The 23,348-nt window shown below is 61.6% G+C and carries 22 protein-coding genes; 8 read left to right on the forward strand and 14 right to left on the reverse strand.

Annotation, left to right across the window (positions count from 1 at the left end; genetic code table 11):
* Positions 1-41 precede the first annotated feature (41 nt).
* The gene (locus tag HBO24_RS18130) at positions 42-761 is read right to left on the reverse strand and encodes a response regulator transcription factor (RefSeq protein WP_057439289.1); all 720 of its coding nucleotides are present in this window, start codon (positions 759-761) and stop codon (positions 42-44) included.
* 856 nt (positions 762-1,617) lie between these two features.
* Between HBO24_RS18130 and HBO24_RS18135 the strand changes: the two genes are divergently transcribed.
* Positions 1,618-2,607 (forward strand): FecR domain-containing protein, encoded by a 990-nt coding sequence (locus tag HBO24_RS18135; RefSeq protein ID WP_170060067.1) that lies wholly within the window; start codon positions 1,618-1,620, stop codon positions 2,605-2,607.
* A gap of 6 nt (positions 2,608-2,613) precedes the next feature.
* A complete protein-coding gene (locus HBO24_RS18140) occupies positions 2,614-4,932 on the forward strand; it encodes a CHASE2 domain-containing protein (protein WP_170060068.1) in 2,319 nt (772 codons plus the stop codon).
* A 155-nt stretch (positions 4,933-5,087) separates the two neighbouring features.
* Here the strand turns inward: HBO24_RS18140 and HBO24_RS18145 are convergent, their stop codons facing one another.
* From HBO24_RS18145 to glyQ, 4 genes are all read right to left on the reverse strand, one after another.
* Entirely contained in the window at positions 5,088-5,858 is a 771-nt protein-coding gene (locus HBO24_RS18145; protein WP_057957875.1) for a lysophospholipid acyltransferase family protein, read from the reverse strand.
* Between the two features lie 82 nt (positions 5,859-5,940).
* Entirely contained in the window at positions 5,941-6,480 is a 540-nt protein-coding gene (gene gmhB / locus HBO24_RS18150) for a D-glycero-beta-D-manno-heptose 1,7-bisphosphate 7-phosphatase (protein WP_170060088.1), read from the reverse strand.
* Entirely contained in the window at positions 6,480-8,534 is a 2,055-nt protein-coding gene (glyS, locus tag HBO24_RS18155; protein WP_057439286.1) for a glycine--tRNA ligase subunit beta, read from the reverse strand. Before glyS ends, gmhB begins: the two co-directional genes overlap by 1 nt.
* A complete protein-coding gene (gene glyQ / locus HBO24_RS18160) occupies positions 8,531-9,484 on the reverse strand; it encodes a glycine--tRNA ligase subunit alpha (protein WP_003213601.1) in 954 nt (317 codons plus the stop codon). The genes glyS and glyQ overlap by 4 nt, the downstream gene beginning before the upstream one ends.
* An 81-nt stretch (positions 9,485-9,565) precedes the next feature.
* Here glyQ and tag point away from each other — a divergent pair, with 81 nt between their 5' ends.
* A complete protein-coding gene (gene tag, locus HBO24_RS18165; protein WP_057439285.1) occupies positions 9,566-10,123 on the forward strand; it encodes a DNA-3-methyladenine glycosylase I in 558 nt (185 codons plus the stop codon).
* Positions 10,124-10,163: 40 nt separating this feature from the next.
* The gene (locus HBO24_RS18170) at positions 10,164-11,051 is read left to right on the forward strand and encodes a lysophospholipid acyltransferase (RefSeq protein ID WP_057439284.1); all 888 of its coding nucleotides are present in this window, start codon (positions 10,164-10,166) and stop codon (positions 11,049-11,051) included.
* Between the two features lie 136 nt (positions 11,052-11,187).
* Here HBO24_RS18170 and HBO24_RS18175 read toward each other — a convergent pair whose 3' ends face one another.
* The 6 genes from HBO24_RS18175 to HBO24_RS18200 are packed head-to-tail and all read right to left on the reverse strand — an operon-like array spanning position 11,188 to position 16,002.
* Positions 11,188-11,499 carry a hypothetical protein gene (locus HBO24_RS18175; RefSeq protein ID WP_057439283.1) on the reverse strand — a complete coding sequence of 104 codons (312 nt, stop codon included), beginning with the start codon at positions 11,497-11,499 and terminating at the stop codon, positions 11,188-11,190.
* 18 nt (positions 11,500-11,517) lie between these two features.
* A complete protein-coding gene (trkA, locus tag HBO24_RS18180) occupies positions 11,518-12,891 on the reverse strand; it encodes a Trk system potassium transporter TrkA (protein ID WP_057957876.1) in 1,374 nt (457 codons plus the stop codon).
* Positions 12,892-12,914: 23 nt separating this feature from the next.
* Entirely contained in the window at positions 12,915-14,225 is a 1,311-nt protein-coding gene (gene rsmB, locus HBO24_RS18185; protein ID WP_170060069.1) for a 16S rRNA (cytosine(967)-C(5))-methyltransferase RsmB, read from the reverse strand.
* Complete coding sequence (gene fmt / locus HBO24_RS18190) at positions 14,225-15,175, reverse strand: methionyl-tRNA formyltransferase (protein ID WP_115127075.1); 951 nt, start codon at positions 15,173-15,175, stop codon at positions 14,225-14,227. The genes rsmB and fmt overlap by 1 nt, the downstream gene beginning before the upstream one ends.
* A 57-nt stretch (positions 15,176-15,232) precedes the next feature.
* Positions 15,233-15,739 carry a peptide deformylase gene (def, locus tag HBO24_RS18195; RefSeq protein WP_005783383.1) on the reverse strand — a complete coding sequence of 169 codons (507 nt, stop codon included), beginning with the start codon at positions 15,737-15,739 and terminating at the stop codon, positions 15,233-15,235.
* Positions 15,727-16,002 carry a hypothetical protein gene (locus HBO24_RS18200; protein WP_128593095.1) on the reverse strand — a complete coding sequence of 92 codons (276 nt, stop codon included), beginning with the start codon at positions 16,000-16,002 and terminating at the stop codon, positions 15,727-15,729. The genes def and HBO24_RS18200 overlap by 13 nt, the downstream gene beginning before the upstream one ends.
* Between HBO24_RS18200 and dprA the strand changes: the two genes are divergently transcribed.
* Complete coding sequence (gene dprA, locus HBO24_RS18205) at positions 16,003-17,097, forward strand: DNA-processing protein DprA (protein ID WP_170045461.1); 1,095 nt, start codon at positions 16,003-16,005, stop codon at positions 17,095-17,097.
* Positions 17,098-17,151: 54 nt separating this feature from the next.
* Positions 17,152-17,709 carry an L-threonylcarbamoyladenylate synthase gene (locus HBO24_RS18210; RefSeq protein ID WP_057957880.1) on the forward strand — a complete coding sequence of 186 codons (558 nt, stop codon included), beginning with the start codon at positions 17,152-17,154 and terminating at the stop codon, positions 17,707-17,709.
* 122 nt (positions 17,710-17,831) lie between these two features.
* Here HBO24_RS18210 and HBO24_RS18215 read toward each other — a convergent pair whose 3' ends face one another.
* Positions 17,832-18,809: an NADPH:quinone reductase gene (locus tag HBO24_RS18215; protein WP_057439281.1), complete on the reverse strand. Its 978-nt coding sequence runs from the start codon at positions 18,807-18,809 to the stop codon at positions 17,832-17,834.
* A 159-nt stretch (positions 18,810-18,968) separates the two neighbouring features.
* Here HBO24_RS18215 and hemF point away from each other — a divergent pair, with 159 nt between their 5' ends.
* Both hemF and aroE read left to right on the forward strand, forming a co-directional pair.
* Positions 18,969-19,901, forward strand: coding sequence for an oxygen-dependent coproporphyrinogen oxidase (gene hemF, locus HBO24_RS18220; protein ID WP_170060070.1), 933 nt, complete (start codon positions 18,969-18,971; stop codon positions 19,899-19,901).
* A complete protein-coding gene (gene aroE / locus HBO24_RS18225; RefSeq protein WP_170060071.1) occupies positions 19,901-20,725 on the forward strand; it encodes a shikimate dehydrogenase in 825 nt (274 codons plus the stop codon). Before hemF ends, aroE begins: the two co-directional genes overlap by 1 nt.
* 47 nt (positions 20,726-20,772) lie before the next feature.
* On the opposite strand, the gene HBO24_RS18230 is transcribed toward aroE, so the two are convergent.
* Both HBO24_RS18230 and choX read right to left on the reverse strand, forming a co-directional pair.
* On the reverse strand, positions 20,773-22,335 hold the full coding sequence (locus HBO24_RS18230) for a SulP family inorganic anion transporter (protein WP_170060072.1): 1,563 nt from the start codon (positions 22,333-22,335) through the stop codon (positions 20,773-20,775).
* Between the two features lie 81 nt (positions 22,336-22,416).
* Positions 22,417-23,334, reverse strand: a complete 918-nt coding sequence (gene choX, locus HBO24_RS18235) for a choline ABC transporter substrate-binding protein (protein WP_170060073.1) — start codon at positions 23,332-23,334, stop codon at positions 22,417-22,419.
* Between the last annotated feature and the right edge of the window lie 14 nt (positions 23,335-23,348).

Genomic DNA, 23,348 nt, shown 5'->3' on the forward strand with positions numbered 1-23,348 from the left:
AGATTTCGGGCGCTTCCAAAATGCTCCACGTGGAACATCGGCTATGCCGTAGCTGCGGTTACGCTCTCCAACCGGTAGCCATATCCATAGATGGTCAGCAACTGCCAACCCCGCTCTGGCGTAAGCCCCAGCTTGTTCCGCAGCCGATAGATATGGGTATCCAACGGTCGTGAAGACACCATCTCTTCATGGGTCCAGAAGCGTTCGTAGAGGTATTCCCGGGACAGCGGGCGAGCCAGGTTGGCAAACAGACAGCGTGCCAGGCGGTACTCCCGTTCGGTCAGGTTGATGGGACTGCCGGCGCGGGTGACGGTCAGTTCGGCATCGTCGAAGGTCAGGTCATTGAAGATCAACACTTCAGTGGCCGCAGATTTCTGCAGGCCGTGACGACGCAACACTGCACTCACCCGTGCTTTCAGTTCGTTCGGCCGAAATGGCTTACTGACATAGTCATCTGCGCCACTGTTCAACGCCTGGACGATATCGCTCTCGGCATCGCGGCTGGTGAGCATGATCACGGGAGGCGGCGCTTCCATGTGTTCACGGGTCCAGCGCAGGATGGCGATACCACTCAGGTCCGGCAGTTGCCAATCGAGCACCAAGAGGTCGAAGGTTTCCCGACGCAACTGGCGCAGCAGGTCTTCGCCGCGCTCGAAGCAATGCAGCGTCCATGGCTGCTCCGAGGCACTTGGGATTTGTCGCAGTGTCTGTTCCACCCGCCGCAATTCGGCAGGTTCGTCATCCAGTATCGCGACACGCATGGCAGGGTCCTTTCTTCTTGAAGAGTATTGCAACGGTTGAGGAGAGCGTACTGGTTCACCATTGAATCTGAACAATTATGGCCAGTTTCTCATGCCCCTCGCATCTCTCGGTACGCTGATATCAGATAGCCCTAAGGCCGTTAAACATCGTGTACCCAGCTGGAAAGATACCGGCTCAAGCCCCTCAGGAAAAGGATCAATGGCAATCAGGTTTTATGCACTGTCGGGACACGTGAGTCTCGTGCAGAAGGTCAGAGTGTGGGGAAAGATGTTGATACTGGTTGCGGCAACGGGTTTTGGGACGGAAATGGTAGATGCGTGCAGTCCGGCACAGTCTGCGCCACTTGACGAAATTTCAGTGTACGCCGAGCCCGTAGACGGTCTTGGTTACGCGGGCTCAGAGAGGTGGACGCCCCTCAGGCTTTTCAACACGGAAGTGTGCTCGACCAGGACCAACGTTGGATCTTCTGAATCTGAACAAATATTGCGCTACCGCCCTATGCACCACTCTTGTAGGTAAATTCTCTTTCGCTGAGTGACACACAGGGAGGGCGTGCGCGGGAAGCGCGCTCGATACAGGGACGTATTATCTGTAGACCGTGGTTCGCTACGGGCTGCTGTCGGAGGGATGTGAGGGACAGTATTTCTTCGATGTACATCCGGTTCGGCATCGTCGATCCGGCAGACACAGGGATGTGTCACCCTTCCTATTGCCTCATCCCTTCTACTACGGCTTTTCTACTACGGCTTTCGAGTTCGATGCGTCATCGGGTATCGTAGGCAAGCTTCAAGGTCCTGCCGCCGCAAGACGCTTTCTGAACGTACAGTCTGACGGACTTTTAGAACTAGAACCTTGATGAGTGCCATGACCCTCTTTCCTCGCCACTATTCCCTTTCTTCCCTGCTGGGCTCAAGCCTGGCCCTGGCGCTGGTTATCAACAGCCCGCAAATTTTGGCCAAGCCTGCACCTGTGCGTGCGCCCTACATTGATGACAACCTGATGTGCCGGGCACAACCGCTGCCGGCAGTGGTCCAGCACCTCAACGGTGAAGCCTGGAAGCTGGATGCCAAGGGCCGCCCCAGTGTGCTGGAAGAAGGCATGCTGATTGATGAACAGGAAAGCGTAAAAACCTCGCCGTCGGCGTTTGTCAGCCTGTTGCTGGGCGATGGTTCGCGGATTGTCCTGCCTTCCAGCTCGGAGGTGCGTTTGCACCTGGTGGAAGAACAGGCGATTCCCCAGGTGATCCTGCAACAAGGCCAGGTCGAGGCCTACGTGCTCAAGCGTACCAGCGACTATGACCGTTTTCAGATCGTGACACCCGTCGGCGTGCTCGGCGTGCGCGGCACGCATTTTCGTGTGCGTAACGACGATCAGCAATCGGTTGTAGAGGTGCTTAACGGCCAAGTGGCCGCCAGCCGCACCGAGCCGCTGCCCGTGGGCCGACACGCCAAGAAAAAACCGCAGACGGGCCCGATTGAAGGTGAACTGAAGGTCGGTGCCCGACAAGGGGTGTTGCTCAAGCAGCAGGGCGAGTTGAAGACCATCGACCTATTGCCCGCCCCGCGACTGATGGGCCAGGACGGCCAGAAAGGCGATGCGCCGGTCTGGACATTGTTCCTGCACCCGCAACCGGGTGCCCAGCGCTACCGTGCGCAAGTGGCCACCGATAAAACGTTCATGAATATCAAGCAGGAAAACTTCTCCAGTGAACCGCGCTTGAGCTTCACTGGACTCAAGGCCTCGTTTTATCACGTGCGCGTGTCGGCCTTTGATGAACAAGGACTGGAAGGAGAGGCAGGCGTTTATGACATCTTCTATTACCCCCCTGCCACCCGTGTGCAGTAGTACGCGGTGAAGTGGTGGCGCCGGGCTGAACAACGTCAGCCGACCCAGGCCCAACGCCTGTTTAATGGGTTGGTCCGGGAATGGCTGTGGATCAGCCTGCTGCTGCTACCAATGACGGCCCTGCTGTCCCTGAGCCCTGGGCTTTCCTTCAATAACCCGCTGTATGACAGCCTGCGGCGTCTGACGCCGTTGCCGGTGGACTCACGCATTCTGCTGGTGACCATTGATGACATGAGTCTCAAGGCGCTTGGCCAATGGCCGTGGTCGCGCCACCTGCATGCTGACCTGATTGACCGACTGAGTGCCGCCAAACCCGCCGGGATCCTGCTCGATGTAATCTTCAGCGAACCTGCGCGCGAGCCTGCCAATGATCAACGCCTGGCCCAGGCCATCTGCAATGCCGGCAATGTCCTGCTGCCGTTGATTCGCGAAGGCACGCCGCGCCTGGGGCAACCCCTCACGCAAATCCTCCCCGTGCAGCCCCTGCGTGATTGTGCCAGGGGGGTCGGTCATATCAACGTGGAAGCTGATAGCGACGGCATTGTGCGCAGCCTTTACTTGCGTGAGGGGCCGCCGGGGCAATTGGTCCCGCAGTTGGCGTGGCTGGCCTTCGAGCTGACTGGCCAGCCTGTGGATATGCCGGGGCTGTCAGTGTCTTCTGATGCAAGCGATTGGCAGCGGGACAACGCCATCCGCATTCCGTTTATCGCCGCCGACCACGGTTTTCCCAGCGTGCCGTACGTCAGCGTTCTGCGTGGCGAGGTCCCGGCTCAATTGCTGCGTGATCGGATCATCCTGGTGGGAGCGACCGCGCCGGGCATGGGCGATCGCTATGTGACGCCGCTTTCGGCCAGTGTCGGCACCACACCGGGCGTCGAGATCCAGGCCAATATCCTCAACGGGCTGCTGCAGGATCGCAGCATTACCGTCTTGCCTGGCTGGTTGGCCACCCTGCTGTCCACCTCGTGGGTGGCCTTACTGTTGGGCCTGCTGTTGTTGCGCCCGCGTTATGCCCTGTGGCTGACCCTGGGCTGCATGGGAGGTGCCCTCCTCGCTTCCTGGGGCATGTTGCGCCTGGGGCTCTGGTGGTCGCCAGCGGCCACGCTGATCGGCATGCTGCTGGGCTATCTGGTCTGGAACTGGCGCCGCCTGAGCGTAATCCTCGCCTACTTCGGCTGGGAACTGGCGCGCCTCGACAGCGAGCCCAAGGTGCTGCCGGAACGTCGTCGTGTCGCCGTCAGCAAGGGGGACGTGTTGCAGGGTCGTATCGTGGCCCTGGAGCAAGCCGTCAGCCGTACCCGCGATACCCGGCGTTTTATGGCCGATGGCCTGGAATGCCTGCCCGTGGCTACGCTGATTACCGATCCCGCGGGGGAGATCCTGCTGGCCAATCGGATCGCCCGTGATGTGTTTGGCAACGAGCTGATTGCCGAGAACCTGCTGGAGCAATTGACGGTATTGGGCTATCCACCGCTGCAGGGGCAGGTACGCCCGCCGCTGTCGGCCCTGGAAATTGTCGAGTTCCGCGATATTCAGCAACGCAGCCTGCGCCTGGAACTGGCTCCGCTGTTACCCGCTGACGGTGATGTGGCGCTGGGTTGGCTGTTGAGCCTGACCGACCTGAGTATCGAACGCGACGCCCAGCAGCAGCGCGAAACCCTGCTGCGGTTTCTCTCCCACGACTTGCGTGCACCCCATTCGGCAATCCTCGCGTTGCTGGATGTGCAGCGTCATGAAGCCTCAGACGTTGCGCTGGTATTTACCCAGATCGAACAGCAAGTGCGACGGGCATTGAATTTGACCGAATCGTTCGTTCAATTGGCCAAGGCCGAGTCCGATGGTTATCAGTTGGAGCCCAGCCTGTTTGCCATGCTGGTGCTCGACGCATTTGACCAGGTGGTGCTGCTGGCCCAATTGAAAAATATCCAATTGGTCCATGACCTGGACGCGGCCGGTGAGGAAATGGTCCTGGCGGATCAATCGTTACTCACCCGTGCCTTGTTCAACCTGATGGAGAATGCGATCAAGTACAGCCCAGCCGGCACCACGGTGACGGTGCGCCTCGAACGCAACGAGCAATGGCTGACCTGTCACATCCAGGATCAGGGCTCCGGTATCGCGGCCGAGGAGCTTCCTGAACTGTTCAGCCAATACCGGCGGTTTGTTTCGGCCCAGGGCAGCGAAGGGTTGGGGTTGGGACTGAGCATGGTCAAGGCGGTAGTGGACCGCCATGGCGGCCGGATCGACTGTGAGAGTGTGGTCGGTCAAGGCACGGTTTTCAGTCTGCGACTGCCGTTGTGGGAAGAGTCAAACGGCTGTGCATAAAAAACCGGCCACGAGGGCCGGTCTTCAACGGTCGAAAAAACTTATGCACGTTTTTCGGTGTTTTATTAGCTTAAGAAATATGTAATAAAATCATAAGCCTACAAGCTAAAAAACGCACTTTGCCAACAAACCGTACACAGGTTATCCACAGAACGTCAGGTCACCGGCTGGTCTTCTGCAACCGGCACTGGCGGCAGCGAACCCATGGCCCGTTGCTGCGCTTCATTCCAGGCGGCAGCGCGGTCATTGAGTGCCGCGATTGCACGCGGTCCTTCCCCTTCGGCATACATCGGTTCGCCGATCACCACGGTGATGGTGCCTTTACGCTTGGCCCAGCCTTCCTTGGGCCAGAACTTGCCGGCATTGTGAGCAATCGGCAGCACTGGCAGGTTGGCGTTGACCGCCAATGCCGTACCGCCCCGGGAGAACTTGCCTACAGTGCCAAAGGGCACGCGGGTGCCTTCCGGGAAGATCAGTACCCACACCCCATCCTTGAGCAGCTCGTCACCCTTCTTCGCCACATGCTTGAGCGCGGCCTTGGGGTTGTCGCGGTCGATGGCAATCGGTCGCAGCATGGCCATGGCCCAGCCAAAGAACGGCACGAACAGCAACTCACGCTTGAGCACCTGGCTCAGGGGCGAGAAATACGCAGAAAGGAAGAACGTCTCCCAAGTGCTCTGGTGGTTCGACAGGATCACGCAGGGCTGGTCCGGGACATTCTCGGCACCCTTGACCTCGAAACGGATGCCCAGAAACACCTTGCTCAGCCACAACGCACAGCGGCACCAATAGACGTTGATAAAGCGATAGCGCGCCTTGAACGGCAAAAAGGGCGCAATAAAAAAGCTCAGGGTGCACCAGAGAAACGAACTGGTGCCCAGCAGCAGGTAAAAGAAGAAGGTTCTGATGGCCTGCAAAATCGACATGGCAGCATTTACCGTTGCGGGACAACGCCCGCCTGTTAAAAGTGCACTCCCGAACAATCCTTGGTCAGGAAGTCGAGGGCGACTAGTTGTTGATAAGTTCTGCGGCAACCGCCGCCAGATCGTCAAAAATCAAGGTGCCTACCGGCAGGTTTTTCGCCTGGGTCTTGTCGCCTTTCCCGGTCTTTACCAAAACTGGCTGAGAGTCGACGGCTTTGGCCGCCTCCAGGTCACCGAGACTGTCCCCGACGAACCATATCCCAGCCAGGGGCACCTTGTAATGTTCTGAAATGATTTTCAACATGCCAGGCTTGGGTTTGCGGCAATCGCAGCCCTCATCCGGCCCGTGGGGGCAGTACACCACCAGCCCCACCTCACCGCCCTGCTCCGCCACCAACGCGCGCAGGCGCGCATGCATGGCGTCCAGGGTGGCGATGTCGTAGTAGCCGCGGGCAATGCCGGACTGGTTGGTAGCAATGGCTACCGTCCAGCCGGCCTTGCTCAACTGCGCGATGGCCTCGATCGAGCCGGGCAGTGGGATCCACTCCTCCACCGACTTGATGTAAGCGTCGGAGTCGCAGTTGATCACCCCGTCCCGATCGAGAATCAGCAGTTTCAACATGATCAGCTCAGCGTCGAAATGTCAGCGATATTGACGAACAAGCCGCGCAGGCGCGCCAGCATGGCGTAGCGGTTTTTCCGCACGCTGGCATCTTCGGCATTGATCATCACCGCTTCGAAGAACGCATCCACCGGCTCACGCAAGGTAGCCAGGCGCGCCAGTGCTTCGGCGTAGTTGCGCTCGGCGATCAGCGGCTTCACGGCGTTTTCTGCCTTGGCGATAGCCGAGTTCAGCGAGAACTCCTTGGCATCGGCAAACAGGCCAGGGTCGACATCCGCATTGCCCAGGCCTTCGGCCTTGCTCAGCAGGTTCGACACGCGCTTGTTCACGGCGGCCAGGGCGTCGGCTTCCGGCAGCTTGCGGAACGCTTGTACGGCTTGCACACGCTGGTCGAAGTCCAGTGCCGAGCCTGGTTGCAGGGCACGTACCGACAGGTAGACGGAAACGTCCACGCCTTCGTCTTCATAGCGCGCACGCAGGCGATCGAATACGAACTCCAGCACTTGCTCGGCCAGGCCGGCTTGCTTGACCTTGCTACCAAACTGGCCGACGGCAAATACCACGGCCTGGGTCAGGTCGAGGTCCAACTGCTTGTCGATCAGGATGCGCAGCACGCCCAGGGCCGCACGGCGCAGGGCATACGGGTCTTTGCTGCCGGTCGGCAACATGCCGATGCCGAAGATACCGACCAGGGTGTCCAGCTTGTCAGCGATGGCCACCGCGGCACCGGTCAGGGTGGTCGGCAGCTCGGCGCCAGCACCGCGCGGCATGTACTGCTCGTTCAGGGCCAGGGCGACGTCTTCAGGCTCGCCGTCATTGAGCGCGTAGTAGTAACCGGCAACGCCTTGCATTTCCGGGAACTCGCCGACCATCTCGGTAGCCAGGTCGCATTTGCACAGCAGGCCCGCACGTGCCGCCAGGGTGGCGTCGCCGCCAATGCGTGGCGCGATGTAGGCCGCCAGCTTGGAAACCCGCACAGCCTTGTCGTAGACGCTGCCCAGCTTCTCTTGGAACACCACGTTTTGCAGGCGCAGGTTGAAGTCTTCGAGCTTCTGCTTTTTGTCTTGCTTGAAGAAGAACTCGGCGTCAGTCAGGCGCGGGCGCACGACTTTCTCGTTACCGGCGATGATCTGCTGCGGGTCCTTGCTCTCGATGTTGGCCACGGTGATAAAGCGCGGCAGCAACTTGCCGTCCACATCCAGCAGGCAGAAATACTTCTGGTTGTCCTGCATGGTGGTGATCAGGGCTTCTTGCGGCACATCGAGGAAGCGCTCTTCGAACGAGCACACCAGCGGTACCGGCCATTCAACCAGCGCGGTCACTTCGTCGAGCAGGCTTGGCGGCACGATGGCCGTGCCTTCCTGCAGGCGGGCCAGCTCTTCGGTGCGCTTGCTGATCAGCTCGCGACGCTCGTTGGCATCCGCCAGCACATAGGCTGCACGCAGGTCGTTGAGGTAGTTGGCCGGCGAAGTGATGCGCACGTTTTCCGGGTGGTGGAAGCGGTGGCCACGGGAATCGCGGCCGGCCTTCTGGGCGAGGATAGTGCAGTCGATGACTTGATCACCGAGCAGCATCACCAACCATTGGGTCGGACGTACGAATTCTTCCTTGCGTGCACCCCAGCGCATGCGCTTGGGGATCGGCAGGTCATTGAGGGAATCTTCAACGATGGTCGGCAACAGGCTGGCGGTTGGCTTGCCCTTGATGACCTGGCTGAACCGCAGTTTCGGGCCGCTCTGGTCGATCTCGCTCAGCTCGACGCCACACTTCTTGGCAAAACCAAGGGCTGCCTGGGTCGGGTTGCCTTCGGCATCGAAAGCGGCCTGGCGTGGCGGACCGTCGAGGTTGATGTTGCGGTCCGGCTGCTGGGTTTCCAGCGCGGTCAGCAATACCGCCAGGCGACGTGGCGCGGCGTAGACCTTCTTGGCTTCAAACTTCAGGCCGGCAGTCTGCAGGCCTTTTTCGATACCGGCCAAAAATGCATCGGCCAGGGTGTTCAGGGCCTTGGGTGGCAGCTCTTCGGTGCCCAGTTCAACCAGGAAATCTTGAGCACTCATTGTGCAGCCTCCAGCTTAGCCAACACTTCATCACGCAGGTCCGGGGTTGCCATCGGGAAGCCCAGCTTGGCGCGAGCCAGCAGGTAGGCTTGGGCGACGGAACGCGCCAGGGTGCGTACACGCAGGATGTATTGCTGGCGCGCAGTTACCGAGATGGCACGGCGGGCGTCCAGCAGGTTGAAGGTGTGGGATGCCTTCAGGACCATTTCGTAGCTCGGCAACGGCAGCGGCTGATCCAGTTCGATCAGGCGCTTGGCTTCGCTTTCGTAGAAGTCGAACAGTTCGAACAGCTTCTCGACGTTGGCGTGTTCGAAGTTGTAGGTCGACTGCTCCACTTCGTTCTGGTGGAACACATCGCCGTAGGTCACTTTGCCGAACGGGCCGTCAGCCCACACCAGGTCGTAGACCGAGTCCACGCCTTGCAGGTACATGGCCAGGCGCTCGAGACCATAAGTGATCTCGCCGGTCACCGGGTAGCACTCGATGCCGCCCGCTTGCTGGAAGTAAGTGAACTGCGTGACTTCCATGCCGTTGAGCCAGACTTCCCAGCCCAGGCCCCAGGCGCCGAGCGTTGGCGACTCCCAGTTGTCTTCGACGAAACGAATGTCGTGGACCAGCGGGTCCAGGCCGACATGTTTCAGCGAGCCCAGGTACAGCTCCTGGAAGTTGTCCGGGTTTGGCTTGAGGACGACCTGGAACTGATAGTAGTGCTGCAGGCGGTTGGGGTTTTCGCCGTAGCGGCCGTCAGTCGGGCGACGACTGGGCTGCACATAAGCGGCGTTCCAGGTTTCCGGGCCGATGGCCCGCAGGAATGTTGCGGTGTGGAAAGTGCCGGCGCCTACTTCCATATCGTAGGGCTGAAGTACCACACAACCTTGCTCGGCCCAGTATTGCTGGAGGGCGAGGATCAAGTCTTGGAAGGTACGCACGGCTGGCGTAGGCTGGCTCACAAAATTCACCTGTTACTTGGGCTGCGATTTAAAGGGCGGGAGTATACCCGATTCGGCCCCGCCACCACTCCCTGGAGCCTTATGCCACGCTGCTTTTGGTGTTCTGAAGATCCGCTGTACATGGCTTATCACGATCAAGAGTGGGGAACGCCGCTGCGCGATGCGCAGGGTTTGTTCGAGTTGCTTTTGCTCGAAGGGTTCCAGGCGGGCCTGTCCTGGATCACCGTTTTACGCAAACGCGAGCATTATCGAAAGGTCTTGTTCGGTTTTGATCCAAAGCGCCTGGCGCAGTTGAGCGATGCCGAGATCGAGCAGTTGATGCTCGACCCAGGCATTGTGCGCAACCGCTTGAAACTCAATGCCACCCGGCGCAATGCCGCGGCCTGGCTGGCGCTGGAGGATCCGGTGGGGTTGCTCTGGTCGTTTGTCGGCGGCGTGCCCAAGGTCAATCATTTCAAGGATCGCAGCCAGGTCCCGGCGATTACGCCAGAGGCCGAAGCCATGAGCAAAGCCCTCAAGAAAGCCGGTTTTACGTTCGTCGGCCCGACCATCTGCTACGCGTTCATGCAGGCCTCAGGCATGGTCATGGACCACACCCAGGACTGCGACCGTTACGCGGACTTGGTCAACGCCGGTTAGAATGGCCGCTTTGCGCACCACACACGATCAGGAGTGACCTGTGGAAAAGTTAAAAGGCGCCTTGCTGGTAGGCGCTCTGCGATTGTTTGCCCTGCTGCCCTGGCGCGCTGTGCAAGCCGTGGGCTCGGCGATTGGCTGGATCATGTGGAAAACCCCCAACCGCTCCCGCGACACGGTGCGGATCAACCTCTCCAAGTGTTTCCCGGACATGGACCCGGCCGAGCGTGAGCGCCTGGTGGGCCAGAGCCTGATGGATATCGGCAAGTCCCTGACCGAAAGCGCCTGCGCCTGGATCTGGCCGGCCCAGCGCTCCATCGACCTGGTGCGCGAAGTCGAAGGCCTGGAAGTGCTGCAGCAAGCCTTGGCCTCGGGCAAAGGCGTGGTCGGCATCACCAGCCACCTGGGCAACTGGGAAGTGTTGAACCACTTCTATTGCAGCCAGTGCAAACCGATCATTTTCTACCGCCCGCCCAAGCTCAAGGCAGTGGATGACCTGCTGCGCAAGCAACGCGTGCAACTGGGCAACCGAGTGGCGGCGTCGACCAAGGAAGGCATCCTCAGCGTGATCAAGGAAGTGCGCAAGGGCGGCCAGGTGGGGATTCCCGCGGATCCGGAGCCGGCGGAATCGGCCGGGATTTTCGTACCGTTCTTCGCCACCCAGGCGCTGACCAGCAAGTTCGTGCCGAACATGCTCGCCGGCCATAAGGCAGTGGGTGTGTTCCTGCATGCCCTGCGGCTGCCGGACGGCTCGGGCTACAAAGTGATCCTGGAAGCGGCGCCGGAAGACATGTACAGCACCGACACGGCCACCTCCTGTGCGGCGATGAGCAAGGTGGTGGAGCGTTATGTCGGCGCCTACCCGAGCCAGTACATGTGGAGCATGAAGCGCTTCAAGAAACGCCCGCCAGGCGAGGCGCGTTGGTACTGATTCGCGACTGACTCAAGGTCGATGCAAAACCAATGTGGGAGCGGGCTTGCTTGCGAATGCGATGTGTCAGCTACACATTCAGTGACTGAGACTCTGCATTCGCGAGCAAGCCCGCTCCCACATTTGTGATCTCCATTCAGGCTTGGCGATCGAGTTTTTTCAGGAACACCGTCATCTCTTTCTCGGCCTGCTTGTCGCCGTGGGCCTGGGCCGCTGTAATCCCCTGCTCCCATGCCTGGCGTGCTGCGCTTTTATCGCCCAGCGCAGCGTGTGCCTTGCCCAGCAGCTTCCACGCCGCCGAATACTTCGGGTCAAACCCGACGCACCTCTGCAAATGCTCGGCCGCCTTGGCGTTGTCTTTCAGGTCCAGGTAACCCTTGCCCAAGCCAAAGCGCAGCAGCGAGTTATCCACACCCTTGGCGAGCATTTTTTCCAGGGATTCGAGCATGTCGGTCTCTCCGTCAGATCAGAAAAAGCTCAACCCCACGTGGAACAGCTTCTCCACATCGCGGATATGTTTTTTATCCACCAGGAACAGAATCACATGGTCACCCGTGGCGATCACCGTGTCGTCATGGGCGATGATCACTTCTTCATCGCGGATGATCGCGCCAATGGTGGTGCCCGGTGGCAAGCCGATATCGCGAATCGCCCGGCCGATCACCTTGCTCGACTTGGAGTCACCATGGGCAATCGCCTCGATGGCTTCCGCCGCGCCGCGGCGCAATGAGTGCACGCTGACGATATCGCCGCGCCGCACGTGGGCCAGCAAAGTGCCGATGGTGGCTAGTTGCGGGCTGATGGCAATGTCGATGTCGCCGCCCTGGATCAGGTCCACATAGGCCGGGTTGTTGATGATGGTCATCACCTTCTTCGCCCCCAGCCGCTTGGCCAGCAGCGATGACATGATGTTGGCCTCGTCATCGTTGGTCAGGGCCAGGAAGATATCCGCGTCGGCGATATTTTCTTCCATCAGCAGGTCACGATCCGACGCACTGCCTTGCAGCACCACGGTGCTGTCGAGGGTATCGGACAAGTAGCGGCAGCGCGCCGCGTTCATCTCGATGATCTTCACCTGGTAGCGGCTTTCGATGGCCTCGGCCAGGCGTTCGCCAATCTGCCCGCCGCCGGCGATGACAATGCGCTTGTAGCTCTCGTCGAGCCGGCGCATTTCGCTCATCACGGCACGGATATTGGCCTTGGCGGCGATGAAGAAGACTTCGTCGTCGGCTTCGATCACCGTGTCGCCCTGGGGCAGGATCGGCCGGTCGCGGCGGAAAATCGCGGCTACGCGAGTTTCCACATTCGGCATATGTTCGCGCAGCTGGCGCAGTTGCTGGCCCACCAGCGGCCCGCCGTAGTAGGCCTTGACCGCCACCAGTTGCGCCTTGCCTTCGGCAAAGTCGATCACCTGCAGTGCACCGGGGATTTCGATCAGGCGCTTGATGTAGTGGGTGACCACCTGCTCCGGGCTGATCAGCACGTCCACCGGAATCGCGTCGTTGTCGAACAGCCCGGCGCGGGTCAGGTAGGCCGCTTCACGCACCCGGGCGATCTTGGTCGGGGTGTGGAACAGGGTGTGAGCGACCTGGCAGGCGACCATGTTGGTCTCGTCACTGTTGGTCACCGCCACCAGCATGTCGGCATCGTCGGCACCGGCCTGACGCAACACGGTGGGGAACGAGGCGCGGCCCTGGACCGTGCGGATATCCAGGCGGTCACCCAGGCCACGCAGGCGTTCGGCGTCGGTGTCGACCACAGTAATGTCGTTGGCTTCACTGGCCAGGTGCTCGGCCAGCGTACCGCCGACCTGCCCTGCGCCGAGGATGATGATCTTCATCCGGTCACTCCCTTAAAAATCATTCAACCGCGAGCAGCGGCAATCTTGATCAGCTTGGCGTAATAGAAGCCATCGTGCCCGCCTTCCTGCGCGAGCAACTGGCGACCGTGGGGCTGCTTGATGCCGGCGGTGGTGGCAATGTCCAACTCCCGCGCGCCGCTGGTGCGGGCGAGGAAGGCTTCGATCACTTCGGTGTTTTCGGTCGGCAACGTCGAGCAGGTGGCGTAGAGCAGGATGCCACCGACCTCCAGCGTCGGCCACAACGCGTCCAGCAACTCGCCTTGCAGCACAGCCAGGGCGGCGATATCGTCGGGTTGGCGGGTCAGCTTGATATCCGGATGGCGGCGGATCACGCCGGTGGCGGAACATGGCGCGTCCAGCAGGATGCGCTGGAACGGCTTGCCATCCCACCAGGTGGCGGTGTCGCGCCCATCGGCGGCAATCAGCTCGGCGTCCAGGCCCAGGCGCGCAAGGTTTTCGCGCACGCGTACCAGGCGCTTGGCTTCCAGGTCGACGGCGACGACGCCGGCCAGGCCGGGCTCGACTTCCATGATGTGACAGGTCTTTCCGCCCGGCGCGCAGCAGGCGTCCAGCACCCGTTGGCCCGGCGCCAGGTCAAGCAGGTCGGCTGCCAGTTGCGCGGCTTCGTCCTGCACACTGATCCAGCCTTCGGCAAAGCCTGGCAGGCTGCGCACATCGCCTGCGGTCTCCAGCACGATACCGTCCTGGCTGAACACACAGGCGCTGGCATTGATGCCGGCCTCTGCCAGTAATTGGAGATAGGCATCGCGGCTGTGATGGCGGCGATTGACCCGCAGAATCATTGGCGGGTGGGCATTGTTGGCAGCGCAGATGGCTTCCCACTGCTCTGGCCAGAACGCCTTGAGGGATTTTTGCAGCCAGCGCGGGTGCGCAGTGCGCACTACCGGGTCGTGTTCGAGCTCGGCCAGCAACCCCTCGCTTTCGCGCTGGGCGCGGCGCAGCACGGCATTGAGCAAGGCCTTGGCCCAGGGCTTTTTCAGCTTGTCGGCGCAGCCTACGGTTTCGCCGATGGCGGCGTGGGCCGGCACCCGGCTATAGAGCAATTGGTACAGCCCCACCAGCAGCAACGCCTCGACGTCGGCATCGGCGGCCTTGAACGGCTTTTGCAGCAGCTTGGCCGCCAGCGCCGACAGACGCGGCTGCCAGCGGGCGGTGCCAAAGGCCAGGTCCTGGGTGAAGCCGCGATCACGGTCTTCGACTTTATCCAGTTGCACCGGCAACGAGCTGTTCAGGGAAGCCTTGCCGTTGAGCACGGCGGCCAGGGCCTTGGCGGCGGCCAAACGCGGGTTCATCAAGCGTCCACTCCGAGGATGATGCCGGGGGCAAATTTCTCACGACGGCTGTTGAACAAATCACTGAAGTTCAGCGCCTTGCCACCGGGCAATTGCAGACGGGTCAGACACAGTGCCTGTTCGCCGCAGGCCACCAGCAGGCCTTCCTTGCTGGCGCCGATGATTTCACCGGGGGCGCCGCTGCCTTCGGCCAGGGTGGCGGCGAGGACTTTCAAGGCTTCGCCATTGAGGGTGCTGTGGCAGATCGGCCACGGGTTGAAGGCGCGTACCAGGCGCTCCAGCTCCACGGCCGGGCGGCTCCAGTCGATGCGTGCTTCGTCCTTGTTCAGCTTGTGGGCGTAGGTGGCGAGGCTGTCGTCCTGCGCTTCACCCTGCAAGGTGCCAGCAGCGAGACCGGCAATCGCCTCTACCACCGCAGGCGGGCCCATCTCCGCCAGGCGGTCGTGCAGGCTGCCGCCGGTGTCCTGTGCGGTGATGGGCGTGGTGACCTTGAGCAGCATCGGGCCGGTGTCCAGGCCGGCTTCCATGCGCATCACGGTCACGCCGCTTTCGGCGTCACCGGCTTGCACCGCGCGCTGGATCGGCGCCGCACCGCGCCAGCGCGGCAGCAGCGAGGCATGGCTGTTGATGCAGCCCAGGCGCGGGATATCCAGCACCGCCTGGGGGAGGATCAGGCCGTAGGCCACCACCACCAGCAGGTCCGGCTGCAGCGCGGCCAGTTCAGCCTGGGCCTCGGCATTGCGCAGGGTTGGCGGTTGCAGCACGACAATGCCGTGTTCCAGGGCAAGCTGCTTGACCGGGCTGGGCATCAGTTTTTGCCCACGGCCGGCCGGGCGATCCGGCTGGGTGTACACCGCGACGATTTCATAAGGGCTGGCAAGCAGGGCCTTGAGGTGTTCGGCGGCAAATTCAGGGGTGCCGGCAAAAACGATGCGCAGTGGCTCGGTCATGGGAAACGTCTCACAAAAGAAAAAGGCTTGCCGGAGCAAGCCTTTGAAAGAAGGGAATCAAGCTTGCTGGCGATGCTTCTTTTCCAGTTTCTTCTTGATCCGGTCGCGTTTGAGCGTGGACAGGTAATCGACAAACAGCTTGCCGTTGAGGTGGTCGCACTCATGCTGGATGCACACCGCCAACAGGCCTTCGGCAATCAGCTCGAAGGGTTTGCCATCGCGGTCCAGGGCCTTGATCTTGACGCGCAGCGGGCGCTCGACGTTCTCGTAGAACTCCGGCACCGACAGGCAGCCTTCCTGGTATTCGCCCATCTCGTCGGTCAGCGGCTCGAACTCCGGGTTGATGTACACCCTCGGTTCGCTGCGGTCTTCGGACAGGTCCATGACCACCACGCGCAAGTGCACGTTGACCTGGGTGGCGGCGAGGCCGATGCCCGGTGCTTCATACATTGTTTCAAACATGTCATCGACCAACTGACGAACCTTGTCGTCCACTACGGCCACCGGTTTGGCGATAGTGCGCAGGCGCGAGTCCGGGAATTCGAGGATGTTCAAAATAGCCATAAGCGTAATTGCTGCACATGTGAGGTAAAGGCAAATCGGCGTCGGGACACCCGCACGGCCGGTGTGAAACGCTCGCAGGCCGCGAAGGCCAGGCATTTCACGCGAACCCACATAATAAAGGAGATTGCCCCCATGAGGAAATCGCTACTCGTCTTCAAAACAGGCGGCCCGGTTGGGCGGCAATAACCAGTTGCAATAATTAGCCTGCTAAAGAAGTTACCAACAGAGTTATCCACAGCTTGTTCCTGATCAAGGATGATCATATGTCAGTCATTCATACTCCGAATATTTCCCCTGCCGAGCTCGAAGCCCGCCTGCGTTTGCACCGTATGCCGGAGCTGGGGCCAAGGCGTTTTAAAACATTGATCGAGGCCTTTGGCTGCGCCTCAAAAGCCATCGGCGCGCCAGCCAGTGCCTGGCGCTCCCTGGGGTTGCCGGCGGCCTGCGCCGAAGCCCGGCGCAGTGCGCAAGTGCGCGATGGCGCCAGCGCCGCATTGGCCTGGCTAGAGCGCCCGGCCCAGCATTTGTTGATGTGGGACCAGCCCGACTACCCAGCCTTGCTGGCCGAACTGGACGATGCGCCGCCGTTATTATTCGTGGCCGGCACGCCCACGATCCTGGAAAAACCGCAGTTGGCCATGGTCGGCAGCCGACGCGCTTCGCGCCCCGGAATGGACACGGCGGCAGCCTTTTCCCGCAGCCTGGCGAGCGCCGGTTTTGTCATCACCAGTGGGTTGGCCCTGGGAATTGATGGGGCGGCCCACCAGGCGGCATTAGATGTCGGGGGGCAGACTATCGGGGTGCTGGGCACCGGCCTGGAAAATTTTTATCCACAGCGCCACCGCCGGCTCGCCGAGGCAATGATTGCCCAGGGCAGCGCGGTGGTTTCCGAGTTTCCGCTGGACGCCGGGCCTCAGGCTGGAAACTTCCCACGACGCAACCGCATTATCAGTGGTCTGTCCCTGGGCGTGCTGGTGGTGGAAGCCAGCGTTGCCAGTGGCTCGCTGATTACTGCGAGGCTGGCCGCCGAGCAGGGGCGCGAGGTGTATGCGATACCGGGTTCGATTCATCATCCGGGGGCCCGGGGCTGCCATCAGTTGATCCGTGACGGTGCGGTGTTGGTGGAAACCATCGAACACATTCTTGAAGGGTTGCGCGGCTGGCAGGCGTTGTCGCGGCCCGCGCCGGTGGCGGTGACCCACCCGCTGGTGGCGCTGCTGCACGCGGCGCCCCAGACCAGTGAAAGTTTGGCCATTGCCAGCGGGCAAAGCCTGTCCCAGGTGTTGGTGAGCCTTACCGAACTGGAGCTGGAGGGCCGGGTGATCTGTGAAAGCGGCCGCTGGCTCGCGCGCAGTTAGGTTTTGTTACGAAGATCGGTAAACTGCGCAGAGCTTTAGTCCGGAGAGTGAGTAATGGTCAACAGGTGGCGTGTGCAACAAGCCGCACGAGAAGTTCGCGCTGGCGCGGTGATTGCCTATCCGACCGAGGCCGTGTGGGGCCTGGGCTGCGACCCGTGGAACGAAGAAGCGGTAGATCGCCTGCTGGCGATCAAGGGCCGCTCGGTGGATAAGGGCTTGATCCTGGTCGCCGACAATATCCGGCAATTCGATTTTCTATTCGAAGACTTCCCGGACACCTGGATCGACCGCATGGCCAGTACCTGGCCGGGGCCCAACACCTGGTTGGTCCCCCACCAGGATCTGCTGCCGGAATGGATTACCGGTAAGCACGACACGGTAGCGTTGCGGGTCACTGATCACCCGCTGGTGCGGGATTTGTGTTCGCTGGTGGGGCCACTGATCTCCACCTCGGCCAACCCCCAGGGCCGGCCGGCGGCGCGCACGCGGATCCGGGTAGAGCAGTATTTCCGGGGGCAGGTAGACCTGGTGCTGGGGGGGCGCCTGGGTGGGCGCAAGAACCCTAGTTTGATTCGGGATCTGGCGACGGGCGAGGTTCGGCGCCCGTCCTGAGACCCAGGCGTGGCTATCGCGAGCAAGCTCGCTCCCACATTCGACCGATTTCCAGCATGGGAATGCGCTCGAATGTGGGAGCGGACTTGCCCGCGATAGCGGTCTGCCAAACCACCGAGATCCTATGGCAACAAAATGGTCGACCCCGTCGTCCGCCGCCCCGACAACTCCACCTGCGCCTTCGCCGCGTCCGCCAGGGAATACCGCTGGTTGATATCAATGCGCACCTTGCCGCTTTCGATCATGCCAAACAGATCGTCAGCCATGGCCTGCAGGTTCTGTGGCGTATTGGCGTAGGTCGCCAGTGTTGGCCGGGTGACATACAGTGAGCCTTTGGCGGCCAGAATCCCCAGGTTCACCCCCTCCACCGCGCCCGACGCATTGCCGAAACTCACCAGCAGGCCACGGGGCGCGACGCTGTCCAGCGAGGCGAGCCAGGTGTCCTTGCCGACGCCGTCGTACACCACCGGGCACTTCTTGCCGTCGGTCAGTTCCAGCACCCGCTGTGGGACATTTTCCTGGCTGTAGTCGATGGTTTCCCAGGCGCCGAGGGATTTGGCCAGGGCGGCTTTTTCCGGCGAACTGACCGTCCCGATCAGCTTCACGCCCAGGGCCTTGGCCCATTGGCAAGCCAGGGAGCCGACGCCACCGGCAGCGGCGTGGAACAGGATAGTTTCGCCGCCTTTCAACTCATAGGTCTGGCGCAGCAGGTACTGCACGGTCAGGCCCTTGAGCATGGCGCCGGCGGCTTGCTCGAAGCTGATGGCGTCCGGCAGGTGCACCAGGTTGGCCGCCGGCAACACATGCAGCTCGCTGTACGCACCCAGCGGGCCGCTGCCGTAGGCCACGCGGTCGCCGACCTTGAACTGGCTGACTTCGCTGCCCACCGCATCCACCACGCCCGCGCCTTCTGCGCCCAGGCCCGAGGGCAGGGCCGGCGGTGCGTACAAGCCGCTGCGGTAATAGGTGTCGATGAAGTTCAGGCCAATGGCCTTGTTCCGCACCCGGACCTGCTGTGGGCCTGGTTCCGCTGGCGTGTAGTCCACATACTCAAGTACTTCGGGGCCGCCATGGGCGCTGAACTGGATACGTTTGGCCATCTGCTCTCTCCTCAAGTCTGTTTCGCCAAAGGCTCCTATCGGACTCTTATGCTTGATCTTCGTCAACTGTGGCAGCGCCCGGCGCGGTGGTATCCTGTGCGCCCTTTGCCGCCGACGCCCAATGGCCTCGCGTAGCTTTGCCCGATTCAAGGTGATGCCATGACTACCCGCACCGAGGCTGTAAAAGCCTACCTGCTCGACCTGCAAGACCGCATTTGCAGCGCCCTGGAAACCTTCGAGGCCGATACGCGCTTTATCGAAGACGCCTGGACGCGCCCAGCCGGCGGCGGTGGCCGCACGCGGGTAATCGAGAACGGGAGCGTGATCGAAAAAGGCGGCGTCAACTTTTCCCACGTGTTCGGCAGCGGCCTGCCACCGTCCGCCAGTGCCCACCGCCCGGAGCTCGCCGGTCGCGGTTTTGAGGCCCTCGGCGTGTCCCTGGTGATCCACCCGCATAACCCCCATGTGCCGACGTCCCACGCTAACGTGCGATTTTTCATCGCCGAGAAAGAAGGCGAAGAGCCGGTGTGGTGGTTCGGTGGCGGCTTCGACCTGACGCCCTACTACGCCAACGAAGAAGACTGCATCCACTGGCACCGCGTGGCCGAGCAGGCCTGTGCGCCATTTGGCGCGGACGTTTACCCGCGCTACAAGGCCTGGTGCGACAGCTACTTCCACATCAAGCACCGCAACGAGCCCCGGGGCATTGGCGGCCTGTTCTTCGATGACTTGAACGAGTGGGACTTCGACACTTGTTTCGCCTTTATCCGCGCCATTGGCGACGCCTACATCGACGCCTACCTGCCGATCGTCCAGCGTCGCCAGGCGATGGCCTACACCGAGGAGCAGCGCCAGTTCCAGGAATTCCGCCGTGGGCGCTACGTGGAATTCAACCTGGTCTACGATCGTGGCACGCTGTTCGGCCTGCAATCGGGCGGGCGTACCGAGTCGATCCTGATGTCGCTGCCACCGCAAGTGCGCTGGAGCTATGACTGGAAGGCCATTGGCGGCAGCGAAGAAGCGCGCCTGACCGACTACTTCCTGCAAGACCGTGACTGGCTCGGCCTTGCTGCGCCCAAGGCGGCCAGTTGATGGATCGTTATGTGGTGTTCGGCAACCCCATCGGCCACAGCAAGTCGCCGCTGATTCATCGCCTGTTTGCCGAGCAGACCGGCGAGGCGCTGGACTACAACACGCTGCTGGCGCCGCTCGAGGATTTCACCGGCTGTGCCCGTGAATTTTTCCTGCAAGGGCGCGGTGCCAATGTCACCGTGCCATTCAAGGAAGAAGCCTACCGCCTGGCCAACGTCCTGACCGAGCGTGCGCAGCGCGCAGGCGCGGTAAACACCCTGAGCAAGCTGGCCGATGGCAGTCTGTTGGGCGACAACACCGATGGCGCCGGCCTGGTGCGCGACTTGACCGTCAACGCCGGCCTGAGCCTGGCGGGCAAGCGCATCCTGCTGCTCGGTGCGGGCGGCGCGGTACGCGGCGCCCTGGAACCACTGCTGGCGCAACAGCCGGCCTCGCTGGTTATCGCCAACCGCACTGTGGAAAAAGCCGAGCGGCTGGCCGAACTGTTCGATGACCTGGGGCCGGTGTCTGCCAGCGGTTTCGATTGGCTGAGTGAACCGGTGGACCTGATCATCAACGCCACTTCGGCCAGCCTGTCAGGCGATGTACCGCCGATTGCCGGCAGCCTGGTCGAACCGGGCAAGACCTTTTGCTACGACATGATGTACGCCAAGCAGCCGACCGCATTCTGCCGCTGGGCCACTGAACACGGTGCGGCGATGGCAATGGATGGCTTGGGCATGCTGGTGGAGCAGGCGGCGGAAGCCTTCTACCTGTGGCGCGGGGTGCGGCCGGATTCGGCGCCGGTGCTGGCTGAACTGCGCAAACAACTGGCGGCTAACTGATTCTAATGTAGGAGCTGGCCAGCCAGCTCCTACAGTTTTTGACCGTGTCAGTCTTCGAAAAGGATCGGGCACTTGTCGGCCCCCTCCAGCTTCCTCAACTCCTCCACCACTTGCGGCCGGGCCCGGCGCAACGTCAGGCTGCGCCCCAGGCCCCGCAATCGCCGCGCCTCCTGGTGCAGCATCTCCACTCCGGAATAGTCGATAAAGTTGATCTGCTGCGCCTCGATCACCACCCGCAGGCCTTGCAGGCGCTGCAAGCGCACTTGCAGGTAATGGCTGGCGCCAAAGAAGATCGAGCCACCGACCCGCAGCACATCGTCTTCCCCATCGCGCCATTGCTGGACCCGTGGCTGTGAGGTGCGCTTGAGGTAGAAGAACAACGATGCCAGCACGCCGGCATAGATTGCCGTTTGCAGCTCCAGCAGCAAGGTAGCCAGGCAGGTCAGGCCCATCACCACACACTCGGCACGGCTGACCCGCCACAGTGCGTGGATGCCACGATGGTCCACCAGGCCCCAGCAGATCAGCAGAATGCTGGCGGCCATACTCGGGATCGGGATATGCGCAATCAACGCCGCGCCAAACAGCGCAAACAGTGCCACCCATAACGCCGAAAACACCCCCGCCAGCGGCGAACAGGCGCCCGCCTCGTAACTCAGGCCCGAGCGGGTGAAGGAACCGGCCGACAGGTAGCCGGAGAAAAATCCGCCGACGATATTGGATAACCCTTGGGCACGTACTTCCTGATTGGCATCGAGCAGTTGTTGCGAGCGCGCCGACAGCGAGCGGGCAATCGACAGGCTGGTCACCAACCCCAGCATGCCCACCGCCACGGCACTGGGTAGCAGGCGCAGGATCATGTCCAGGTCCAGCGGCAACGGGCTGAACGGCGGCAGTTGGCCAACAAATGAGCTGACCCGCGCCACATGCCCGAACATCGCCGGCCACACCCACGTCGCCAGGCTGCCCAGGGCCAGGGCAATCAACAAGTTCGGCCAGCGCGGTACGCAGTATTTAAGCAGCACGCCCACCAGCAAGGTGCCCAGGCCAAGGGCCAGTGACGGGCGATCCCACTCGCCGCCGTGGTCGATCAGCGCCAGCAGGCTGTTGATCGCCGTGGCCTGGCTGGGCAGGTCGAGCCCCAGCAGGTTTGGCAACTGGCCCAGGGCGATGACCACTGCCGCGCCGAGGGTGAAGCCGAGGACGACGGAATGGGAGACGAAATTGACCAGCGCGCCAAAGCGCAGTATGCCCAATAGCCATTGGAATACGCCGGCAAGCAAGGTCAGTAACAGAATCAGGGTGATGTAGTCCTGCGAGCCCGGCACCGCCAGCGGGCTGATGCTGGCGTAGAGCACGATGGAAATCGCCGCCGTCGGACCGCAGATCAAATGCCAGGACGAACCCCACAGGCAGGCAATCAGCACCGGGATGATTGCCGCATACAAGCCGTATTCGGGGGGCAGGCCGGCGATCAGGGCGTAGGCGATGGATTGCGGCAAGGCCAGCACCGCGCCGCTGAGGCCGACCAACGCATCCCGGCCGACGCTGGCGCGGGTCTGGCGCGGCAGCCAGCGCAGGAAGGGGAAGAGTGTATGGGGCCGGGGCATTGGGCAGCTCAGGTCAAAAAAGTTTGAGTCAGGGTATCAGCACAAACACTGCCCTGTGGGCGCTGGCTTGTGTGGGCGCTGCTAAAGCCTGGCCTTGACCGCCGCCAATGCCTCCTGGCCATCCAGTGTTTTGACTCCCTCCAGCCACTGCTCCAGCACCGCCGGATTGGCCTTGATCCATGCCTTCGCCGCGTCGGCATTGCTGACCTTGTTGTTCGCCACCTCGGCCATGATGCTGTTCTCCATGTCCTGGGTAAACGTCAGGTTGGTCAGCAGTTTCGCCACATTCGGGCAGGCTTGTGCATAACCCTTGCGGGTCAGGGTGTACACGCTGCCGGTGTCGCCGAAGTATTTTTCGCCGCCCTTGAGGTAGCGCATCTTCAACTGCACGTTCATCGGGTGCGGTGTCCAGCCGAGGAAGGTGACGAAACGCTCGCGCTTCACCGCCCTGGACACCTCGGCGAGCATCGCCTGCTCGCTGGATTCGATCAGCTTCCACTGGCCGAGGTCGAAGTCGTTTTTCTTGATGATCTCTTGCAGCGACAGGTTGGCCGGCGCGCCGGAGCCGATGCCGTAGATCTTCTTGTCGAACTTGTCGGCGAATTTATTCAGGTCGGCAAAGTCACGCACGCCGGCCTCCCACACATAGTCCGGCACCGCGAGGGTGAACTCGGTGCCCTCGAGGTTTTTCGCCAGTTGCACCACGTCGCCATTGGCCACGAACTTGTCATAGAAACCCTGCTGCGCCGGCATCCAGTTCCCCATAAACACATCCACCTGGCCGTCCTTGAGCCCGCCAAAGGTGATCGGCACCGCCAGGGTATCGACCTTGGCCTTGTAACCCATGCCGCTCAGTAAAAAACCAGTGATGGCGTTGGTGGCGGCAATGTCGCTCCAGCCGGGGTCGGCCATTTTTACCGTCTCGCAACGGGCGTCGGCGTACACCTGGCTAGCACTCAATAACAGTACGGCACTCACGGCTGTGGATAACTTTTGCATGGCCTTCCCCTCAC

It is taken from the genome of Pseudomonas sp. WS 5410 (genome assembly GCF_012985645.1).
Taxonomy (GTDB): Bacteria; Pseudomonadota; Gammaproteobacteria; order Pseudomonadales; family Pseudomonadaceae; genus Aquipseudomonas; species Aquipseudomonas shahriarae.